This window comes from Blastococcus sp. SYSU DS1021 (assembly GCF_054050995.1).
Map to the genome: position 1 here is coordinate 38,136 of NZ_JBJHAL010000010.1, position 15,243 is coordinate 53,378.

The 15,243-nt window shown below is 73.5% G+C and carries 12 protein-coding genes; 1 reads left to right on the forward strand and 11 read right to left on the reverse strand.

Annotated elements, in window-relative coordinates:
- Window positions 1-67 precede the first annotated feature (67 nt).
- Window positions 68-754: a pyridoxamine 5'-phosphate oxidase family protein gene (locus ACI8AP_RS09510; protein ID WP_456589094.1), complete on the forward strand. Its 687-nt coding sequence runs from the start codon at window positions 68-70 to the stop codon at window positions 752-754.
- Here ACI8AP_RS09510 and ACI8AP_RS09515 read toward each other — a convergent pair.
- From ACI8AP_RS09515 to nuoF, 11 genes are all read right to left on the reverse strand, one after another.
- A complete protein-coding gene (locus tag ACI8AP_RS09515; RefSeq protein ID WP_456589095.1) occupies window positions 738-1,919 on the reverse strand; it encodes a PQQ-dependent sugar dehydrogenase in 1,182 nt (393 codons plus the stop codon). The genes ACI8AP_RS09510 and ACI8AP_RS09515 overlap by 17 nt on opposite strands.
- 73 nt (window positions 1,920-1,992) lie before the next feature.
- Window positions 1,993-3,048: a polyprenyl synthetase family protein gene (locus ACI8AP_RS09520; RefSeq protein ID WP_456589096.1), complete on the reverse strand. Its 1,056-nt coding sequence runs from the start codon at window positions 3,046-3,048 to the stop codon at window positions 1,993-1,995.
- A 1-nt stretch (window position 3,049) separates the two neighbouring features.
- Window positions 3,050-4,594, reverse strand: coding sequence for an NADH-quinone oxidoreductase subunit NuoN (gene nuoN / locus ACI8AP_RS09525; protein WP_456589097.1), 1,545 nt, complete (start codon window positions 4,592-4,594; stop codon window positions 3,050-3,052).
- Entirely contained in the window at window positions 4,591-6,186 is a 1,596-nt protein-coding gene (locus ACI8AP_RS09530; RefSeq protein ID WP_456589098.1) for an NADH-quinone oxidoreductase subunit M, read from the reverse strand. The genes nuoN and ACI8AP_RS09530 overlap by 4 nt, the downstream gene beginning before the upstream one ends.
- A gap of 70 nt (window positions 6,187-6,256) precedes the next feature.
- The gene (gene nuoL / locus ACI8AP_RS09535) at window positions 6,257-8,164 is read right to left on the reverse strand and encodes an NADH-quinone oxidoreductase subunit L (RefSeq protein ID WP_456589099.1); all 1,908 of its coding nucleotides are present in this window, start codon (window positions 8,162-8,164) and stop codon (window positions 6,257-6,259) included.
- Window positions 8,165-8,184: 20 nt separating this feature from the next.
- Window positions 8,185-8,484 carry an NADH-quinone oxidoreductase subunit NuoK gene (gene nuoK, locus ACI8AP_RS09540; RefSeq protein ID WP_091931090.1) on the reverse strand — a complete coding sequence of 100 codons (300 nt, stop codon included), beginning with the start codon at window positions 8,482-8,484 and terminating at the stop codon, window positions 8,185-8,187.
- On the reverse strand, window positions 8,481-9,326 hold the full coding sequence (locus tag ACI8AP_RS09545) for an NADH-quinone oxidoreductase subunit J (RefSeq protein WP_456589100.1): 846 nt from the start codon (window positions 9,324-9,326) through the stop codon (window positions 8,481-8,483). Before ACI8AP_RS09545 ends, nuoK begins: the two co-directional genes overlap by 4 nt.
- Window positions 9,323-9,961 carry an NADH-quinone oxidoreductase subunit NuoI gene (gene nuoI / locus ACI8AP_RS09550; protein ID WP_456589101.1) on the reverse strand — a complete coding sequence of 213 codons (639 nt, stop codon included), beginning with the start codon at window positions 9,959-9,961 and terminating at the stop codon, window positions 9,323-9,325. The genes ACI8AP_RS09545 and nuoI overlap by 4 nt, the downstream gene beginning before the upstream one ends.
- On the reverse strand, window positions 9,954-11,426 hold the full coding sequence (nuoH, locus tag ACI8AP_RS09555) for an NADH-quinone oxidoreductase subunit NuoH (RefSeq protein WP_456589102.1): 1,473 nt from the start codon (window positions 11,424-11,426) through the stop codon (window positions 9,954-9,956). Before nuoH ends, nuoI begins: the two co-directional genes overlap by 8 nt.
- Window positions 11,423-13,918 carry an NADH-quinone oxidoreductase subunit G gene (locus tag ACI8AP_RS09560; RefSeq protein WP_456589103.1) on the reverse strand — a complete coding sequence of 832 codons (2,496 nt, stop codon included), beginning with the start codon at window positions 13,916-13,918 and terminating at the stop codon, window positions 11,423-11,425. The genes nuoH and ACI8AP_RS09560 overlap by 4 nt, the downstream gene beginning before the upstream one ends.
- Window positions 13,915-15,243: an NADH-quinone oxidoreductase subunit NuoF gene (gene nuoF / locus ACI8AP_RS09565; protein WP_456589104.1), complete on the reverse strand. Its 1,329-nt coding sequence runs from the start codon at window positions 15,241-15,243 to the stop codon at window positions 13,915-13,917. Before nuoF ends, ACI8AP_RS09560 begins: the two co-directional genes overlap by 4 nt.

Below are 15,243 nucleotides of genomic sequence, written 5' to 3' on the forward strand. Positions count from 1 at the left end.
TGGACTGCCGGGAATCTAGCGGATTGGTCGTTCCGGAGGACCACCTGCGCCGTCCAGGATCGACGTCGTGGACACCGCCCCGCCGCTCTCCCCCACCGACCGCAGCACCGTCCGCCGGGGCGCGAAGCGCGCCCGCACCGACCGGGCCGACCTCTACGCCGTGCTCGACGCCGGCCTGATCGGCCATCTCGGCGTGCAGCTGGGCGACGCCCCGGTCGTGCTGCCGACGGGCTACGGCCGGCGCGGGGACACCCTCTACCTGCACGGCTCGACGGGGGCCGCGACGCTGCGGGGCGCGGCCGCGGGCGCGCCGGTCTGCTTCACCGTGACCCACCTGGACGGGATCGTCTACGCGCGCTCGGCCTTCCACCACTCGGTCAACTACCGCTGCGCGGTCGTGCACGGACGGGCCCGCCTGGTGCAGGACCCGGACGAGCGGCTGCTCGGCCTGGAGGTGCTCACCGAGCACCTGGCGCCCGGATCCTGGACGGCGACCCGCCGGCCCGACCGCAGGGAGCTGGCCGCCACCGCGGTGCTGGCCCTCGACCTCGCCGAGGCGAGCGTGAAGATCCGCACCGGCCCGCCGGGGGACGACGAGCGCGACATCGAGGGCGCGGCGGCCCCGGACCCGGTGTGGGCCGGCGTCCTGCCCGTCCGGACGGTGCTGGGCGAGCCGGAGCCCTGCCCCCTGCTGCCCGCCGGGACCACCGTCCCCCTGCGGGTGACCGGCCGGGTCCTCAGCCCTGCGGGGTGACGCGGAGCAACTGGTCCCGGCCGCCGCCGTTGTCGGTCGTCACGTACAGCGCACCGTCGGTGCCCTGCTCGACGGTGCGGATGCGCCCGTAGGTGCCGTCCAGCTCGGGCAGCCGGAACTGCTCGACGAGGGCGCCGGCCTCGTCCAGGCGCAGCGCCAGCACGTGCTGCCCGCGCAGCGCGCCGAGCAGGAGCAGCCCGTCGTAGTCGCCCCACTGGTCCCCGTCGAGGAACGTGCCGTCGCTCGGGGCGATGGGCGGGGCGCCCGAGTCCCAGACCGCCGGGGCCGCCCCCTCGATCTCCGGGTCGGTCATCGGCACGCTCTCGTCGTAGCCCCCGCCGCCCACGGGGTCCCAGCCGTAGTTGGCGCCGGGGCGCAGCAGGTTGACCTCGTCGTTCCGGTCGGGCCCGTGCTCGACCGAGTAGACCTGATCCGTGCCCGGCCGCCGGGCCAGGCCCTGGACGTTGCGGTGCCCGTAGGTCCAGATCAGGTCGGCCGCACCGTCGTCCGGAGCGACGAAGGGGTTGTCCGGCGGAGCCTGGCCGGTGGCGGGGTCGGCGCGGAGCACCTTGCCGGCCAGCGAGCCGAGGTCCTGGGGGTGGGTGCCGACCGCGTTGTCCCCGGTGCCGACCAGCAGCGCGCCGTCCGGCCCGAACTCGAGCCGGCAGCCGCCGTGTCGGCCGCTGCGCTCGTTGAGCGGGATGCCACCGATCAGCGGGTCGTCGACCCGGGTGGCGGACGACCAGTCGCCCGCCACCGTCCAGGCGACGACGCCGATGAACCCCTCCCGATCCCCCTGGCACGTGTAGAACCGCCGGTTCTCGGCGAACGCCGGGTCCAGCGCCAGGCCCATCAGGCCGGTCTCTCCCGCCACGAACAGGTCACCGAGGTCGGCCTGCACCTCCCGCACGGTGCCGTCCGGGAGCACCGCCGTGAAGCCGCCCGCGCGTTCGTCGAGCAGCAGGGTGCCGTCCTCGCTCTGGGCGACGTCCCAGGGGTGGTCGAGCCCGTCGGCCACCACCTCGACCCGCAGCGACGGAGCACCGGTGGGAGCCGAGGTGGTCGGGGGCGTCGAGACCGAGCCGGCGTCTTCCTCCGACCCGCCCGAGCACGCCGCAAGCAGGAGGGCGGCCCCGATGCAGCAGAAGGACCTCGCCCCTCTCACCCCTCGCACGCTCCGGGCGAGCCTTCGGACGAGCCCGCGCTCGCCGACTTCGGAGGGCATGGGGGTCCTTCCGCTAGCTGGTGCGCGTGACCACGTAGTCGCACAGCGCCGAGAGCGCGTCGCGCACCTCACCGGCCGGGACGTCGTCCAGCCGGCCGCGCGCCCGATCGGCGTACTCCCGCAGCACGTCGGTGGCGCGGGCCAGCGACCGGGAGGACCGGAGCAGCGCGAGCGCCTCGGCGTGCTCGGCGTCGTCGGTGACCGGGCCGGCGACCAGCTCGCGGAGCCGGGCCTCCGCGGGGTCGTCGCCGGCCAGCGCGAACAGCACCGGCAGGGTGGCGATCCCCTCGCGGAGGTCGGTGCCCGGCGACTTCCCGGAGACGTCGTCGGTGCTGACGATGTCGATCAGGTCGTCGGAGATCTGGAAGGCGACGCCGACCTCCTCGCCGAACTCGGTCAGCGCCGCCACGAGGTCGTCGTCCACGCCGGAGAAGGAGGCCCCGAAACGGGCCGACGTCGCCACCAGCGAGCCGGTCTTGTCGGCGAGCACCTGCAGGTAGTGGGCGATCGCGTCGTCGCCGGGCTGGGCGCCGACGGTCTCCTTGATCTGCCCGGTGACCAGGCGCTCGAAGGTCCGCGCCTGGACCCGCACGGCCTCGGGACCCAGGTCGGCGAGGATGTCCGACGCCCGGGCGAAGAGCAGGTCGCCGGTCAGGATGGCGATGCTGTTGCTCCACCGGCTGTTCGCGCTGGGGGCGCCCCGGCGCACGGCGGCCTCGTCCATGACGTCGTCGTGGTACAGCGTGGCGAGGTGGGTGAGCTCGCAGACCACGGCGCCCTGCGTGACCTCCGCGGCGGACGGATCGCCCAGCTGGGCGGCCAGGAGCGCCAGCATCGGCCGGAACCGCTTGCCGCCGGCGGCCATGAGGTGACCGGCGGCCTCCCGCACGAACGGGTGCTCGCTGCCCACGGCGACGGCCAGCTCGGCCTCCACCCGGGCCAGCCCGTCGGCCAGCGCCTCCCCGAGGTCGCCCTCGGGGAGCCAGGGGCCGATGGTCGACGCCGGGGTGGAGATCCGGTGCCAGACCTCGGTGGGGGTGCCGTCGGCTGCAGCACGGGCTCCGGTCATATCAACCGACGAATCTAGCCGCCTGCTCGGCGAGGTCGAGCACCGCCCCGGGCAGGACGCCGAGCGCGAGGGTCACGGCCGCGGTCACCGCGAGCACGATCGTCGTCGGGAGCCCGGGCACCCCCACCGTCGGGCCGTCGACGACCGGCTCGGAGAAGTACATGAGCACGATGACCCGGAGGTAGAAGAAGGCCGCCACCGCGCTGGCCAGCAGCGCCACCAGCGCCAGCGGCCAGGCGCCCTGCTCGATCGCGGCGCGGAACACCGCGAACTTGCCGGTGAACCCGGCGGTGAGCGGGATCCCGGCCAGCGCCAGCAGGAAAAGGGTCATGATCGCGGCCGTGACCGGGGAGCGCGCGCCCAGCCCCGCCCACTGCGACAGGTGGCTCGCCTCGCCGTCGCCGTCCCGCACGAGGGTCAGGACGGCGAAGGCGCCGAGCGTGGTGATGCCGTAGGCCAGCAGGTAGAACATCGTGGCGGACAGGCCGGAGCCGCCGCCGTCGGCGCCGAGGCCGATGACGCCGGTGAGCAGGAAGCCTGCGTGCGCCACCGAGGAGTAGGCGAGCATGCGCTTGAGGTCGGTCTGGGTCAGCCCGAGGATCGCGCCCACGACCATGGAGACGATGGCCGCGGCGTAGATCAGCGGCCGCCAGGTCCACTCCACGGGGCCGAACGCGACGTAGAGCAGGCGCAGGATCGCGCCGAAGGCCGCAACCTTGGTGCAGGCCGCCATGAAGGCGGTGACCGGCGTCGGGGCGCCCTGGTAGACGTCGGGCGTCCAGGCGTGGAACGGCGCCACGCTGGCCTTGAAGAGCAGGCCGACGACCAGCAGCGCCAGGCCCAGGACCAGCAGGACACCGCCGCCGTCCACGGTCGCGACGTCCCGGATGTCGCTGAGCCGGACGCTGCCGACCGCGCCGTAGACCAGCGCCAGGCCGTACAGGAAGAAGGCCGAGGCGAAGGCGCCCAGCAGGAAGTACTTGACCGCCGCCTCCTGGGAGAGCAGCCGGCGCCGCCGGGCCATCCCGCTGATCAGGTACAGCGGCAGGCTGAGCACCTCCAGCGCCACGAACATGACCAGCAGGTCGTTCGCCGCGACGAACAGCATCATGCCGCCGAGCGCGAAGGTGGCCAGCGGGTAGACCTCGGTCTGCACCCGGGGCACCGTGGCCAGCTCCCGGTCGCGCGGGCTGCCCGCGGGGACGGCGGCGCTGACGACGAACGCCGACCGCGCCGGGTCGAGCGCGCGCTCGGCGAACAGCAGGACCGACAGCGCACCCAGGCCGGCGATGGTCGCCTGCAGGAAGAGCGCCGGGTCGTCGACCGCCAGCGCGCCACCGGCGGTGACCTCGGGCTCGCGGGCCCAGGCGACGATCAGGACGGCGAGGAGGGCGCCGACGGTGCCGACCAGCGCGAGCGCCACCTGGGCCGCGTGGCGCCGGTCCCGCGGCACGAAGGCCTCCACCAGGATCCCGGCGCACGCCGCGCCGAACACGACCAGCAGCGGGGCCAGCGCGGCCCAGGAGAGGTCGGGTGCCTCGATCATCGGTCGGTCCCTCCGGAGGCGCCCAGGTCACCCAGGGTGGCGACGACGGCCGGTTCGATCAGGTCGATCAGCGGCTGCGGGTACACACCCAGGCCGATGATCAGCGCCACCAGCGGCACGACGACGGCCAGCTCGCGCCGGTCGAGGTCGAGCACCCGCAGGGAGCGGCGCGGGGCGGTCCGCGGGGCGGTCAGCGTGGCGGTGGCTCCCCCACCGACCGCCACCGGTTCGGCGGGGTCCTCCTGCAGCAGCACGCCACGGGGCGGGCCGTGCATGGTGCGCTGGTACATGAGCAGCACGTAGAGCGCCGCCAGGACGATGCCGACCGTCGCCAGCACCGTGAACACCGGCCGCTCGGGGAACGAGCCGATCAGCACGAGGAACTCGCTGACGAAGCTGTTGGTGCCCGGCAGGGCCAGCGACGCGAGCCCGGCCACCAGGAAGGCGCCGGCCAGCAGCGGGGCCTTCGCGGCGACGCCGCCGTAGTCGGCGATCCGGCGGGAGCCCCCACGGGCGATGAGCATGCCGACGACGAGGAACAGCAGCCCGGTCGCCAGGCCGTGGTTGACCATGTAGAGCACCGCGCCGGTGCCGGCCTCGGTGGTGAAGGCGAAGATGCCCAGCGCGATGAAGCCGAAGTGCGAGATCGAGGTGTAGGAGACCAGCCGCTTCATGTCGCTCTGGCCCATCGCCAGCAGCGCCGCGTAGAGGATGCCGACCACCGCCAGTACCAGCACGAACGGGGCGAACTCCCGCGACGCGTCGGGGAACAGCGGCAGGCAGTAGCGCAGGAAGCCGAAGGTGCCGACCTTGTCCAGGACGCCGACCAGCAGCACCGCCCCGCCGATCGGGGCCTCGGCACCGGAGTCGGGCAGCCAGGTGTGGAAGGGCACCAGCGGCGCCTTGATGGCGAAGGCGACGAAGAAGCCGAGGAACAGCAACCGCTGGACGTCGGGGTCGATGTCGAGCTGCCGGAGCGCGTCGAACGCGAAGGTCCCCTCGCCGAGCGCGCCGCTGCTGACCACGTACAGGCCGATGACCGAGGCGAGCATCACCAGCCCGCCGACCAGGCTGTAGACGAAGAACTTGACCGCCGCGTACTGCCGGCGCGGCCCGCCGAAGCTGCCGATCAGGAAGTACATCGGGACGAGCATCGCCTCGAAGAAGACGTAGAACAGCAGCACGTCGGTGGCGACGAAGACGCCGACCATCATCGCCTCGAGCAGCAGCAGCCAGGCGAAGAAGACCCGCACCGGGCGGCGGCCGCCGTCGGCCTCGTGCCAGGAGGCGGCGACCACCAGGGGCACCAGGACGCCGACGAGCAGCACCATCACCAGGGCGATGCCGTCGACCCCCAGCGCGAACTCCGACCCGAAGTCGGGGATCCAGGAGACCGCCGTCGTCAGCTGGAACCGCGGGCCGCCGGCGTCGAACGCGAGCGTCGTGAGCACGGCCAGCACCAGCACGACCAGGCTGACGGCGAGGGTCACCTGCTTGGCGAGCAGGTCGCGCCCGCGCGGCAGGGCGGCCACCGCCGCGGCTCCGACGGCCGGCACGGCGATCATCGCCAGCAGCCAGGGGAAGTCGCTCACCGCAGCACGTCCTTTCCGGGGCACCGGTCGGCGCTCGAGACCATGTGTTCGCTTCCGCGGGACGGCCCGCTCATCCGGACGTCACCGCCAGCAGCGCGCCCGCGACCACGACGGCGCCGCCGAGCATGCCGAGGGCGTAGCTGCGCACGAAGCCGGTCTGCAGCCGGCCCAGCCGGGACGACGAGCCGCCCAGGCCCGCGGCCAGGCCGTTGACGGCGCCGTCGACGCCGCGGTTGTCGAGCCAGACCAGGGCGCGGGTGAGCCACTGCCCCGGCCGCATGAACAGCGACTCGTTCACCGCGTCGGCGTAGAGGCCGTTGCGGGCCGCGCGGGTGACCGGGGAGACCCGGACCGGCGCGGTCACCGGCACCTCGCGGCGGCCGACGAACAGCCAGGCCACCAGCACGCCGAGCAGCATCACGACCGTCACCACCAGGCCGATGACCGCCGGGGCCACCACGTGGGCGGCCTCCGCCGGCTCGCCGAAGACCGGCTCCAGCCAGCCCGACAGGGGGAACACCGACACCAGCAGGCCACCGGCGGCGACCGAGCCGACGGCGAGCACCACCATCGGCGCGGTCATCACCGGGGGCGCCTCGTGCGGGTGGACGCCCTCCTCCCAGCGGGGCCGGCCGAAGAAGGTCATGAGCATCAGCCGGGTCATGTAGAAGGCGGTGAGCCCCGCGCCCAGCACGGCGACCCCGCCGAGCACCCAGCCCCAGACGTCGTCCCGGTCCAGCGCGGCCTCGATGATCGCGTCCTTGGTGAAGTAGCCGGAGAGGAACGGGAACCCGATGAGCGCGAGGTAGCCCAGCCCGAAGGTGACGAAGGTGACCGGCAGCTTGTTCCACAGGCCGCCGAAGCGCCGCATGTCCACCGAGTCGCGCATCGCGTGCATGACCGAGCCGGCGCCGAGGAACAGCCCGGCCTTGAAGAACCCGTGCGCGAGCAGGTGCGCCAGGCCGGCGACGTAGCCGGCGGGCCCGAGCCCGACGGCCAGGAACATGTAGCCGATCTGGCTGACCGTCGACCAGGCCAGCACCTTCTTGATGTCGTCGTAGGCGCAGCCGGCGACCGCCCCGATCAGCAGGGTGAGCGCGCCGATCGCCAGCACCACCGCCCGCGCGGTGGGCGTCAGGTCGTAGATGGGGGCCGACCGGGCGATGAGGTAGACGCCCGCGGTGACCATCGTGGCCGCGTGGATCAGCGCCGAGACCGGGGTGGGGCCCTCCATGGCGTCGGGCAGCCACGCCTGCAGCGGGAACTGGCCGGACTTGCCGCAGGCACCCAGCAGGAGGAGCAGGCCGATCGCGGTGATCGTCCCGCCCGCCAGGGTGCCCACCGTCCCGAAGACGCCGGCGTAGGAGGTCGTCCCGAGCTGGGCGAACATCACGAAGATCGCCAGGGCCAGGCCGACGTCGCCGACCCGGTTCATGATGAAGGCCTTCTTCGCCGCGGTGGCCGCGGCCGGGCGGGTGTACCAGAAGGCGATGAGCAGGTACGACGCCAGCCCGACGCCCTCCCAGCCCACGTAGAGCGCCACGAAGCTGTTGCCCAGGACCAGCAGCAGCATGGCCGCGACGAAGAGGTTGAGGTAGGCGAAGAACCGGCGGCGTCCGGCGTCGTGCGCCATGTAGCCGATCGAGTAGACGTGGATCAGCGAGCCGACGCCGGTGATCAGCAGGACGAAGACCGCCGACAGGGGGTCGTAGAGCAGCCCCGCGGTGACGTCCAGCCCGCCGGTGGCGATGAAGGTGAACAGCTCCACGTCGACGGCGCGCTCGTCCAGCCCGGCCAGCTGCACCGTGCACAGCACCGCCAGCACGAACGCCGCGCCGACGGTCGCCGTCCCCAGCAGGTGGCCCCAGCGGTCGGTGCGGCGGCCACCCAGCAGCAGCACCGCGGCCCCCAGCAGGGGCAGCGCTATCAGCAGCCAGGACCAGCCCAGCAGCCCGTCCGCGGGCAGCGTCTCAGACACAGAAGTCCCCGTCCCGCGCGTCAGTACTTGAGGAGGTTGGCGTCGTCGATCGAGGCGGACCGCCGGGTCCGGTAGATCGACATGATGATCGCGAGCCCGACGACCACCTCGGCGGCCGCGACGACCATGACGAACAGCGCGATGATCTGGCCGTCGACGGTGCCGGTGGACCGGGCGAAGGTGATCAGCGTCAGGTTGACGGCGTTGAGCATCAGCTCCACGCACATGAACACGACGATCGCGTTGCGCCGCACGAGCACGCCGACCGCGCCGATGGTGAACAGGATCGCGGCGAGCACGAGGTAGTGGCTCAGGCTCACCGGTCCCGCCCTCCGGGCACGTCGCTGACGGTGGGATCCATCGACCCGAGGGCGGCGTCGGGTGACCCGAGCTGCTCCCGGCCGGTGGGACGGGGCATCTGATCGATCTCCTGCGCCTCGATGCCGGTGGCGAGCGTGTCCTCGGCGTAGCGGCCGTCGGGCAGCAGCCCGGGCGCGGCCACCGAGTGGGCGCGGGCGTAGACCCCGGGTCCCGGCAGCGTCTGCGGCCGGTCGGTGAGGAAGCGCGCCCGGGAGAGCTCCCGCTGGCCCGTGCGGCTGCCCGGGGTCCGCTCCATCTGGGTGAAGACCAGGGCGCCGACGGCCGCGACGATCAGCAGCCCGCCGGTGACCTCGAACGCCACCAGGTACCGCGAGTACAGCAGGCCGGCGATCGCCTCGACGTTGCCCGACGCAGCGCCGCCCGCCCCGCCCTGCACCGCCTCGAGCCCGGCGACCGGCAGGTCCCGGGTCGCCCGCGCGATGCCGGCCCCCGCGATCGCGGCGAATCCGACGCCGAACAGCGTGGCCGCCACCCGCTGGCCGCGGAGCGTCTCCACGACCGAGTCGGAGGAGTCGCGGCCCACGAGCATGAGCACGAAGAGGAACAGGATCATGATTGCGCCGGTGTAGACGATGATCTGCGCCGCCCCGAGGAACGGCGCCTCCTGGACGACGTAGAAGACCCCCAGCGACAGCATCGTCAGGACCAGCCAGAGCGCGGAGTGCACCGCGTTCCGGCTGAACACCATGCCCAGCGCCCCGGCCAGCGCGACGGGGCCGAGGATCCAGAAGACGACGGCCTCGCCGGTGCCGATGACGACGCCGGCGGTGTCCGGGGTCACGGCCGGGGCTCCGGTTCGCGCACGTAGTAGTCCTTCTCGTCGTCGCCGAGCCGCATCGGGTGCGGGGTGGCCTCCATGCCGGGCAGCAGGGGGGCCATCAGCTGTTCCTTGGTGTAGATCAGGTCGCGCCGGTTGTCGTCGGCGAGCTCGAAGTCGTTGCTCATCGTCAGCGACCGCGTGGGGCAGGCCTCGATGCACAGCCCGCAGAAGATGCAGCGCAGGTAGTTGATCTGGTAGACCGCGCCGTACCGCTCACCGGGCGAGTAGCGCTCGTCCTCGGTGTTGTCGCCACCCTCGACGTAGATGGCGTCGGCCGGGCAGGCCCAGGCGCACAGCTCGCAGCCGACGCACTTCTCCAGCCCGTCGGGATGCCGGTTGAGCACATGGCGGCCGTGGTAGCGCGGCTTGGTCACCTTCGGCTCGTACGGGTACTGCTCGGTGGTCACGGTCCGGAAGATCTGGGCGAAGGTGACCCCGAAACCCTGGACCGCGGCGGGCAGGAGGCTGTCCCGGACGGCGGGCCGGTTGCGCCCGCCCGCCGCGGAGTGCTCCACCTCCCCGCGGGACCGCCGGACCATGTCCTGCTCGCCGGGCTTGCCGTGCGCGGGGGTCTCCCGCTCGTCGCGGTCAGGCATCGCGCTCCTCCTCGACGGTGGCGGTGCCGCGCCGCCCGGTGCTGACGACCGGGGCCGCGTCGGCGGTGGTGGTGGACTGGCGCCGCAGCCGGGGCGACGGCGGCACCTGCAGGTCCATCGGCGGGACGGGGAACCCGCCCTCGGCGCGGCCGGGGCCACCGGCGGGCCGGCGGCGCGCCCCGGCCGGCGGCAGCACCTCCGGTTCGGCCCGGGTCGGGTGGTTGGAGCCGGCCGCGGCCTCGGCGGCGGCGAGCCGGGTGTCCTGCTGCGCGGAGCGGCCGCCGAGCCAGAGCGCGGCGAGCACCAGCAGCGCCGCCGGGACCCCGACGTAGACCGCCACCTCGCCGGTGGAGAGGTCGGTCTCCCGGGAGACGGTGCGCATCGTCGCCACGATCAGGATCCAGACCAGCGCGACCGGGACGAGCACCTTCCACCCGAAGCGCATGAACTGGTCGTAGCGCAGCCGGGGAAGCGTGCCGCGCAGCCAGATGAAGACGAACAGGGCGGCGACGACCTTGAGGAAGAACCACAGCAGCGGCCACCAGCCGGTGTTCGCGCCGTCCCAGATGGAGATCGGCCACGGCGCGCGCCAGCCGCCCAGGAACAGCGTCGCGGCGAGCGCCGAGACGGTGACCATGTTGATGTACTCGGCGAGGAAGAACAGGGCGAACTTCAGCGACGAGTACTCGGTGTGGAAGCCGCCGACGAGCTCGCTCTCGGCCTCGGGGAGGTCGAAGGGTGCCCGGTTGGTCTCCCCCACGACGGCGATCGCGTAGAGCACGAAGGACACCGGCAGCAGGACGGCGTACCAGCTGGGACCGGTGAACTCCCAGCCGAAGAAGGAGAGCTGGGTGCCGTCGGCCTGGGCGGCGACGATCTCCGAGGTGGACATCGTGCCGGCGTAGAGGAACACCGCCACGATGGACAGCCCCATCGCGATCTCGTAGCTGATCATCTGCGCCGCGCTGCGCATGCTGCCCAGCAGCGGGTAGGTGGAGCCGGAGGCCCAGCCCCCCAGCACGATCCCGTAGATGCCCATGGCGGACATCGCCAGGATGATCAGCACCCCGATCGGGGCGTCGGTGAGCTGGAGCGGCGTCTGCTCGCCGAAGATGCTCACGACCGGGCCCATCGGGATCACCGAGAAGGCGACGAACGCCGGGACGGTGGCGATCACCGGAGCCAGGAAGTACACCGGCTTGTCGGCCATCGCCGGCATGATGTCTTCCTTGAACGCCAGCTTGAGCCCGTCGGCGAGGCTCTGCAGGTAGCCGCGCGGGCCGACCGTGTTCGGCCCGATCCGCTGCTGCATCCGCGCGACGACCTTGCGCTCGAACACGATCGCGAACAGCGTCATCGCGACCAGCACGGCGAAGACGCCGACGATCTTGATGAGCACGATCCACCAGACGTCGTGCCCGAAGTCCGCCAGCGTCGGCTGGTCGGGCGCGGCCCACAGGTTCATCGCACGACCTCCCCGGCGACGGCCGACGTGCGGGCCAGCCGCACGACCGCGCCGGGCCCGGCGCCCAGCGCGGAACGGATCTCGCTGCCGGGCGAGCGCATCGGCAGCCACACCACCTGGTCGGGCATGGCGGTGACCACCACCGGCAGGCTGATCGAACCGGTGGGCCCGCTGACGGTGAGCCGGTCGCCGTCGGCCAGGCCGAGGCGGGCGGCCGTGCCGGTGCCGATGCGGGCGACCGGGCGGCGGGCGGTGCCGGCGAGCTCGGGCTCGTCGCGCTGCAGGGTGCCGACGTCGAGCAGCTGCCGCCAGGACGCCAGGACCGCCTCGTCGTCCCGGAGCAGCGGGGCGGCCGGCGGGGCGACGTCGGGCCCGGAGGCGGTCACGGCGGACCGGCGGGCCCCCAGCGCGGAGAGCGCGGACCGCGCCACCTCGGGAGCGGGCAGCCGCAGGTCGGCGTCCATCGCGTCGGCCAGGCCGTGCAGGACACGGCCGTCGGGCAGCTGCCCGGAGCCGTGCAGCGTCGCGTCGAAGGACCGCAGCCGGCCCTCCCAGTCCAGGTAGCTGCCCGCCTTCTCCGGTGCGGCCGCGACCGGCAGGACGACGTCGGCGCGCTCGGTGACCGCGCTGGGGAACATCTCCAGGCTGACCACGAAGGCCGCCGCGTCGAGGGCCGCCAGCGCCAGGGCGGGGTCGGGCAGGTCGGCCGGGTCGACGCCGCCGACCAGCAGGCCGGGCAGCCGGCCGCTGCGCGCCGCGGTGAGGATGCCGGTGGTGTCCCGCCCCGGGGCGGCGGGCACGGCGCCGGGGTCGACGCCCCAGACCGCGGCCACCTCGGCGCGGGCGACGTCGTCGTCGACGGTCCGGCCACCGGGGAGCAGGTTCGGCAGCGCCCCGGCCTCGACGGCGCCGCGTTCGCCGGCGCGGCGGGGCACCCAGGCGAGCCGGGCCCCGGTGGCCCGGGAGAGGGCGAGCAGGGCGGAGAACGCGCCGGGAACCTCGGCCAGCCGCTCCCCGGCGAGGACGACGGCGCCCGGCTTCCGCAGCGCCTCCACCGCGGGCCCGCCCCAGGTGCCCTCGGCGAGCGCGAGCAGCGACCGCGCCTCCGCCCCGGGGACCGTGGTGAGCACCGTGGCCTCCAGCTTCGCGGCGGCCCGGGTGGCGAACGGCGCGAGGTCGAAGACCGGCAGCTTGCGGGTGCGCACCGCGCGGCGCAGCCGCAGGAAGAGGATCGGGGACTCCTCCTCCGGCTCGAGGCCGGCCAGGAGGACGGCGGGCGCCTCGCCGACGTCGGCGTAGGTGACCGCACCGGTCACCGGGCCGGTGCCGGCGATCGTGCTCGCCAGGAACTCCAGCTCCTCGGCGGAGTGCGCGCGGGCACGGGCGTCGACGTCGTTGGTGCCCAGCGCCACGCGGGCGAACGTGGCCCACGCGTAGGCGTCCTCGAGGGTGAGCCGGCCGCCGGGCAGCACGCCGACACCGCCCTCGGCGCGGGCCCGGAGCAGGCCGGCGGCGGCCGCGGCCCACGCCTCGGGCCAGGACGCCGGCTGCAGCTCCCCGTCGGCGCCGCGCACCAGCGGGCTGGTCAGCCGGGCGTTGGCGCTGGCGTAGCGGAACGCGTAGCGGCCCTTGTCGCAGGTCCACTCCTCGTTGACCGCCGGGTCGTCGCCGGCCTGGCGGCGGGTGATCTTGCCGCGCCGGTAGTCGGTGCGCATGGCGCAGCCCGAGGCGCAGTGCTCGCAGACGCTGTCCTCGCTGCGCAGGTCGAAGGGCCGGGCACGGAACCGGTACTGGGCGCTGGTCAGCGCCCCCACCGGGCAGATCTGGGTGGTGTTGCCGGAGAAGTAGGACTCGAACGGCTCGTCCTCGTAGATCGCCACCTGCTCCAGCGCGCCGCGCTCGAACAGCTCGATGAACGGGTCGCCGGCGACCTGCTGGGAGAAGCGGGTGCAGCGGGCGCAGAGGACGCAGCGCTCCCGGTCCAGCAGCACCTGGCTGCTGATCGGCAGCGGCTTGGGGTAGGTCCGCTTCTCGTCGACGAACCGGCTCTCGGCGCGGCCGTTGCTCATCGCCTGGTTCTGCAGCGGGCACTCGCCGCCCTTGTCGCAGGTCGGGCAGTCGAGCGGGTGGTTGATCAGGAGCAGCTCCATGGTGCCCTGCTGCGCCTTGTCCGCGACCGGGCTGGTGAGCTGGGTGTGGACCTCCATGCCCTCGGTGACCGGCATGGTGCACGAGGCGACCGGCTTGCGCTGCCCCTCGACCTCGACCAGGCACTGCCGGCAGGCGCCGACCGGCTCGAGCAGCGGGTGGTCGCAGAACCGCGGGATGAAGACACCGACCTGCTCCGCGGCGCGGATGATCAGCGTCCCCTTCGGCACGGCGACCTCGAACCCGTCGATCGTGCAGCGGACGGCGTCCGGCGGGGTGTGCGGGCCGGGGGCGCCCGGCGGCACCGCGGGTGCGGGTGGCGGGTTGGTGGGCGTGAGCGTCATGACGCGGCTCCGACCGGCTCGAGGCGGAGGGAGCGGCCGAGCCGGGCCTGCTCCTCGGGCGGCAGCAGGGCGACGTAGTCGTCCTTGAAGTACTTGAGCGAACTGGTGATGCAGCTGGTCGCGCCGTCTCCGAGCGCGCAGAACGACCGGCCCAGGATGTTGTCGCAGGTGTCGACCAGGATGTCGAGGTCCTGGGCGGTCCCCCGCCCGTGCGCGATCCGCTCGAGGATCTGCACCAGCCAGTAGGTGCCCTCCCGGCAGGGGGTGCACTTGCCGCAGCTCTCGTGCGCGTAGAACTCGGTGAACCGGAGCGTGGCCTCGACGATCGAGTCGGTCTCGTCGAACACCATGAGCGCGGTGGTGCCGAGCATCGAGCCCGCCGCGGCCACGGAGTCGAAGTCCAGCGGGACGTCGAGGTGCTCGGGCGTGAAGTACGGCGTCGACGAGCCGCCCGGCGTCCAGAACTTCAGCTCGTGACCGGGGCGGATGCCGCCGGCCATCTCGAGCAGCTCGCGCATCGTCGTGCCCATGGGGGCCTCGTACTGGCCCGGCCGGACGACGCGGCCCGACAGCGAGTAGATCTTCGGGCCGGGCGACTTCTCCGGGCCGAACGCCTTGAACCAGTCGGCGCCGCCGCGGACGACGAACGGCACGCTGGCGAGCGTCTCGACGTTGTTGATGACCGTCGGGGCCCCGTACAGGCCGGCGACCGCGGGGAACGGCGGCTTGAGCCGGGGCTGGCCGCGGTAGCCCTCGAGCGAGTCGAGCAACGCCGTCTCCTCGCCGCAGATGTACGCACCGGCGCCGGCGTGCACGATCAGCTCCAGGTCGTAGCCGGAGCCGAGGATGTCGGTGCCGAGGTAGCCGGCGGCGTAGGCCTCACCCACGGCGTTGAGCAGCCGCCGGTGCGCGTGCACCGCCTCGCCGCGGACGTAGATGACGGCCAGCTTCGACCGGATGGCGTAGGAGGAGATGATCACGCCCTCGATCAGCGAGTGCGGGTCGGCCATCATCAGCGGCAGGTCCTTGCAGGTGCCCGGCTCGCCCTCGTCGGCGTTGACCACGAGGTACTTGGGCATCGCCGCGGGCCCGGTGGGCTCCTCCCCCGGCTTGGGCTGGGGGATGAAGCTCCACTTCATGCCGGTGGGGAAGCCGGCGCCGCCGCGGCCGCGCAGACCGGAGTCCTTGACCAGGGTGACCAGCTCGTCGGGCAGCATGGACAGCGCGGTGCGGAGTGCGGAGTAGCCGTCGAGCCGCTCGTAGGTGGCGAGCCGCCAGGACTGCTCGGCGCCCCAGCGGCTGGTGAGGACAGGGGTGAGGGGCAC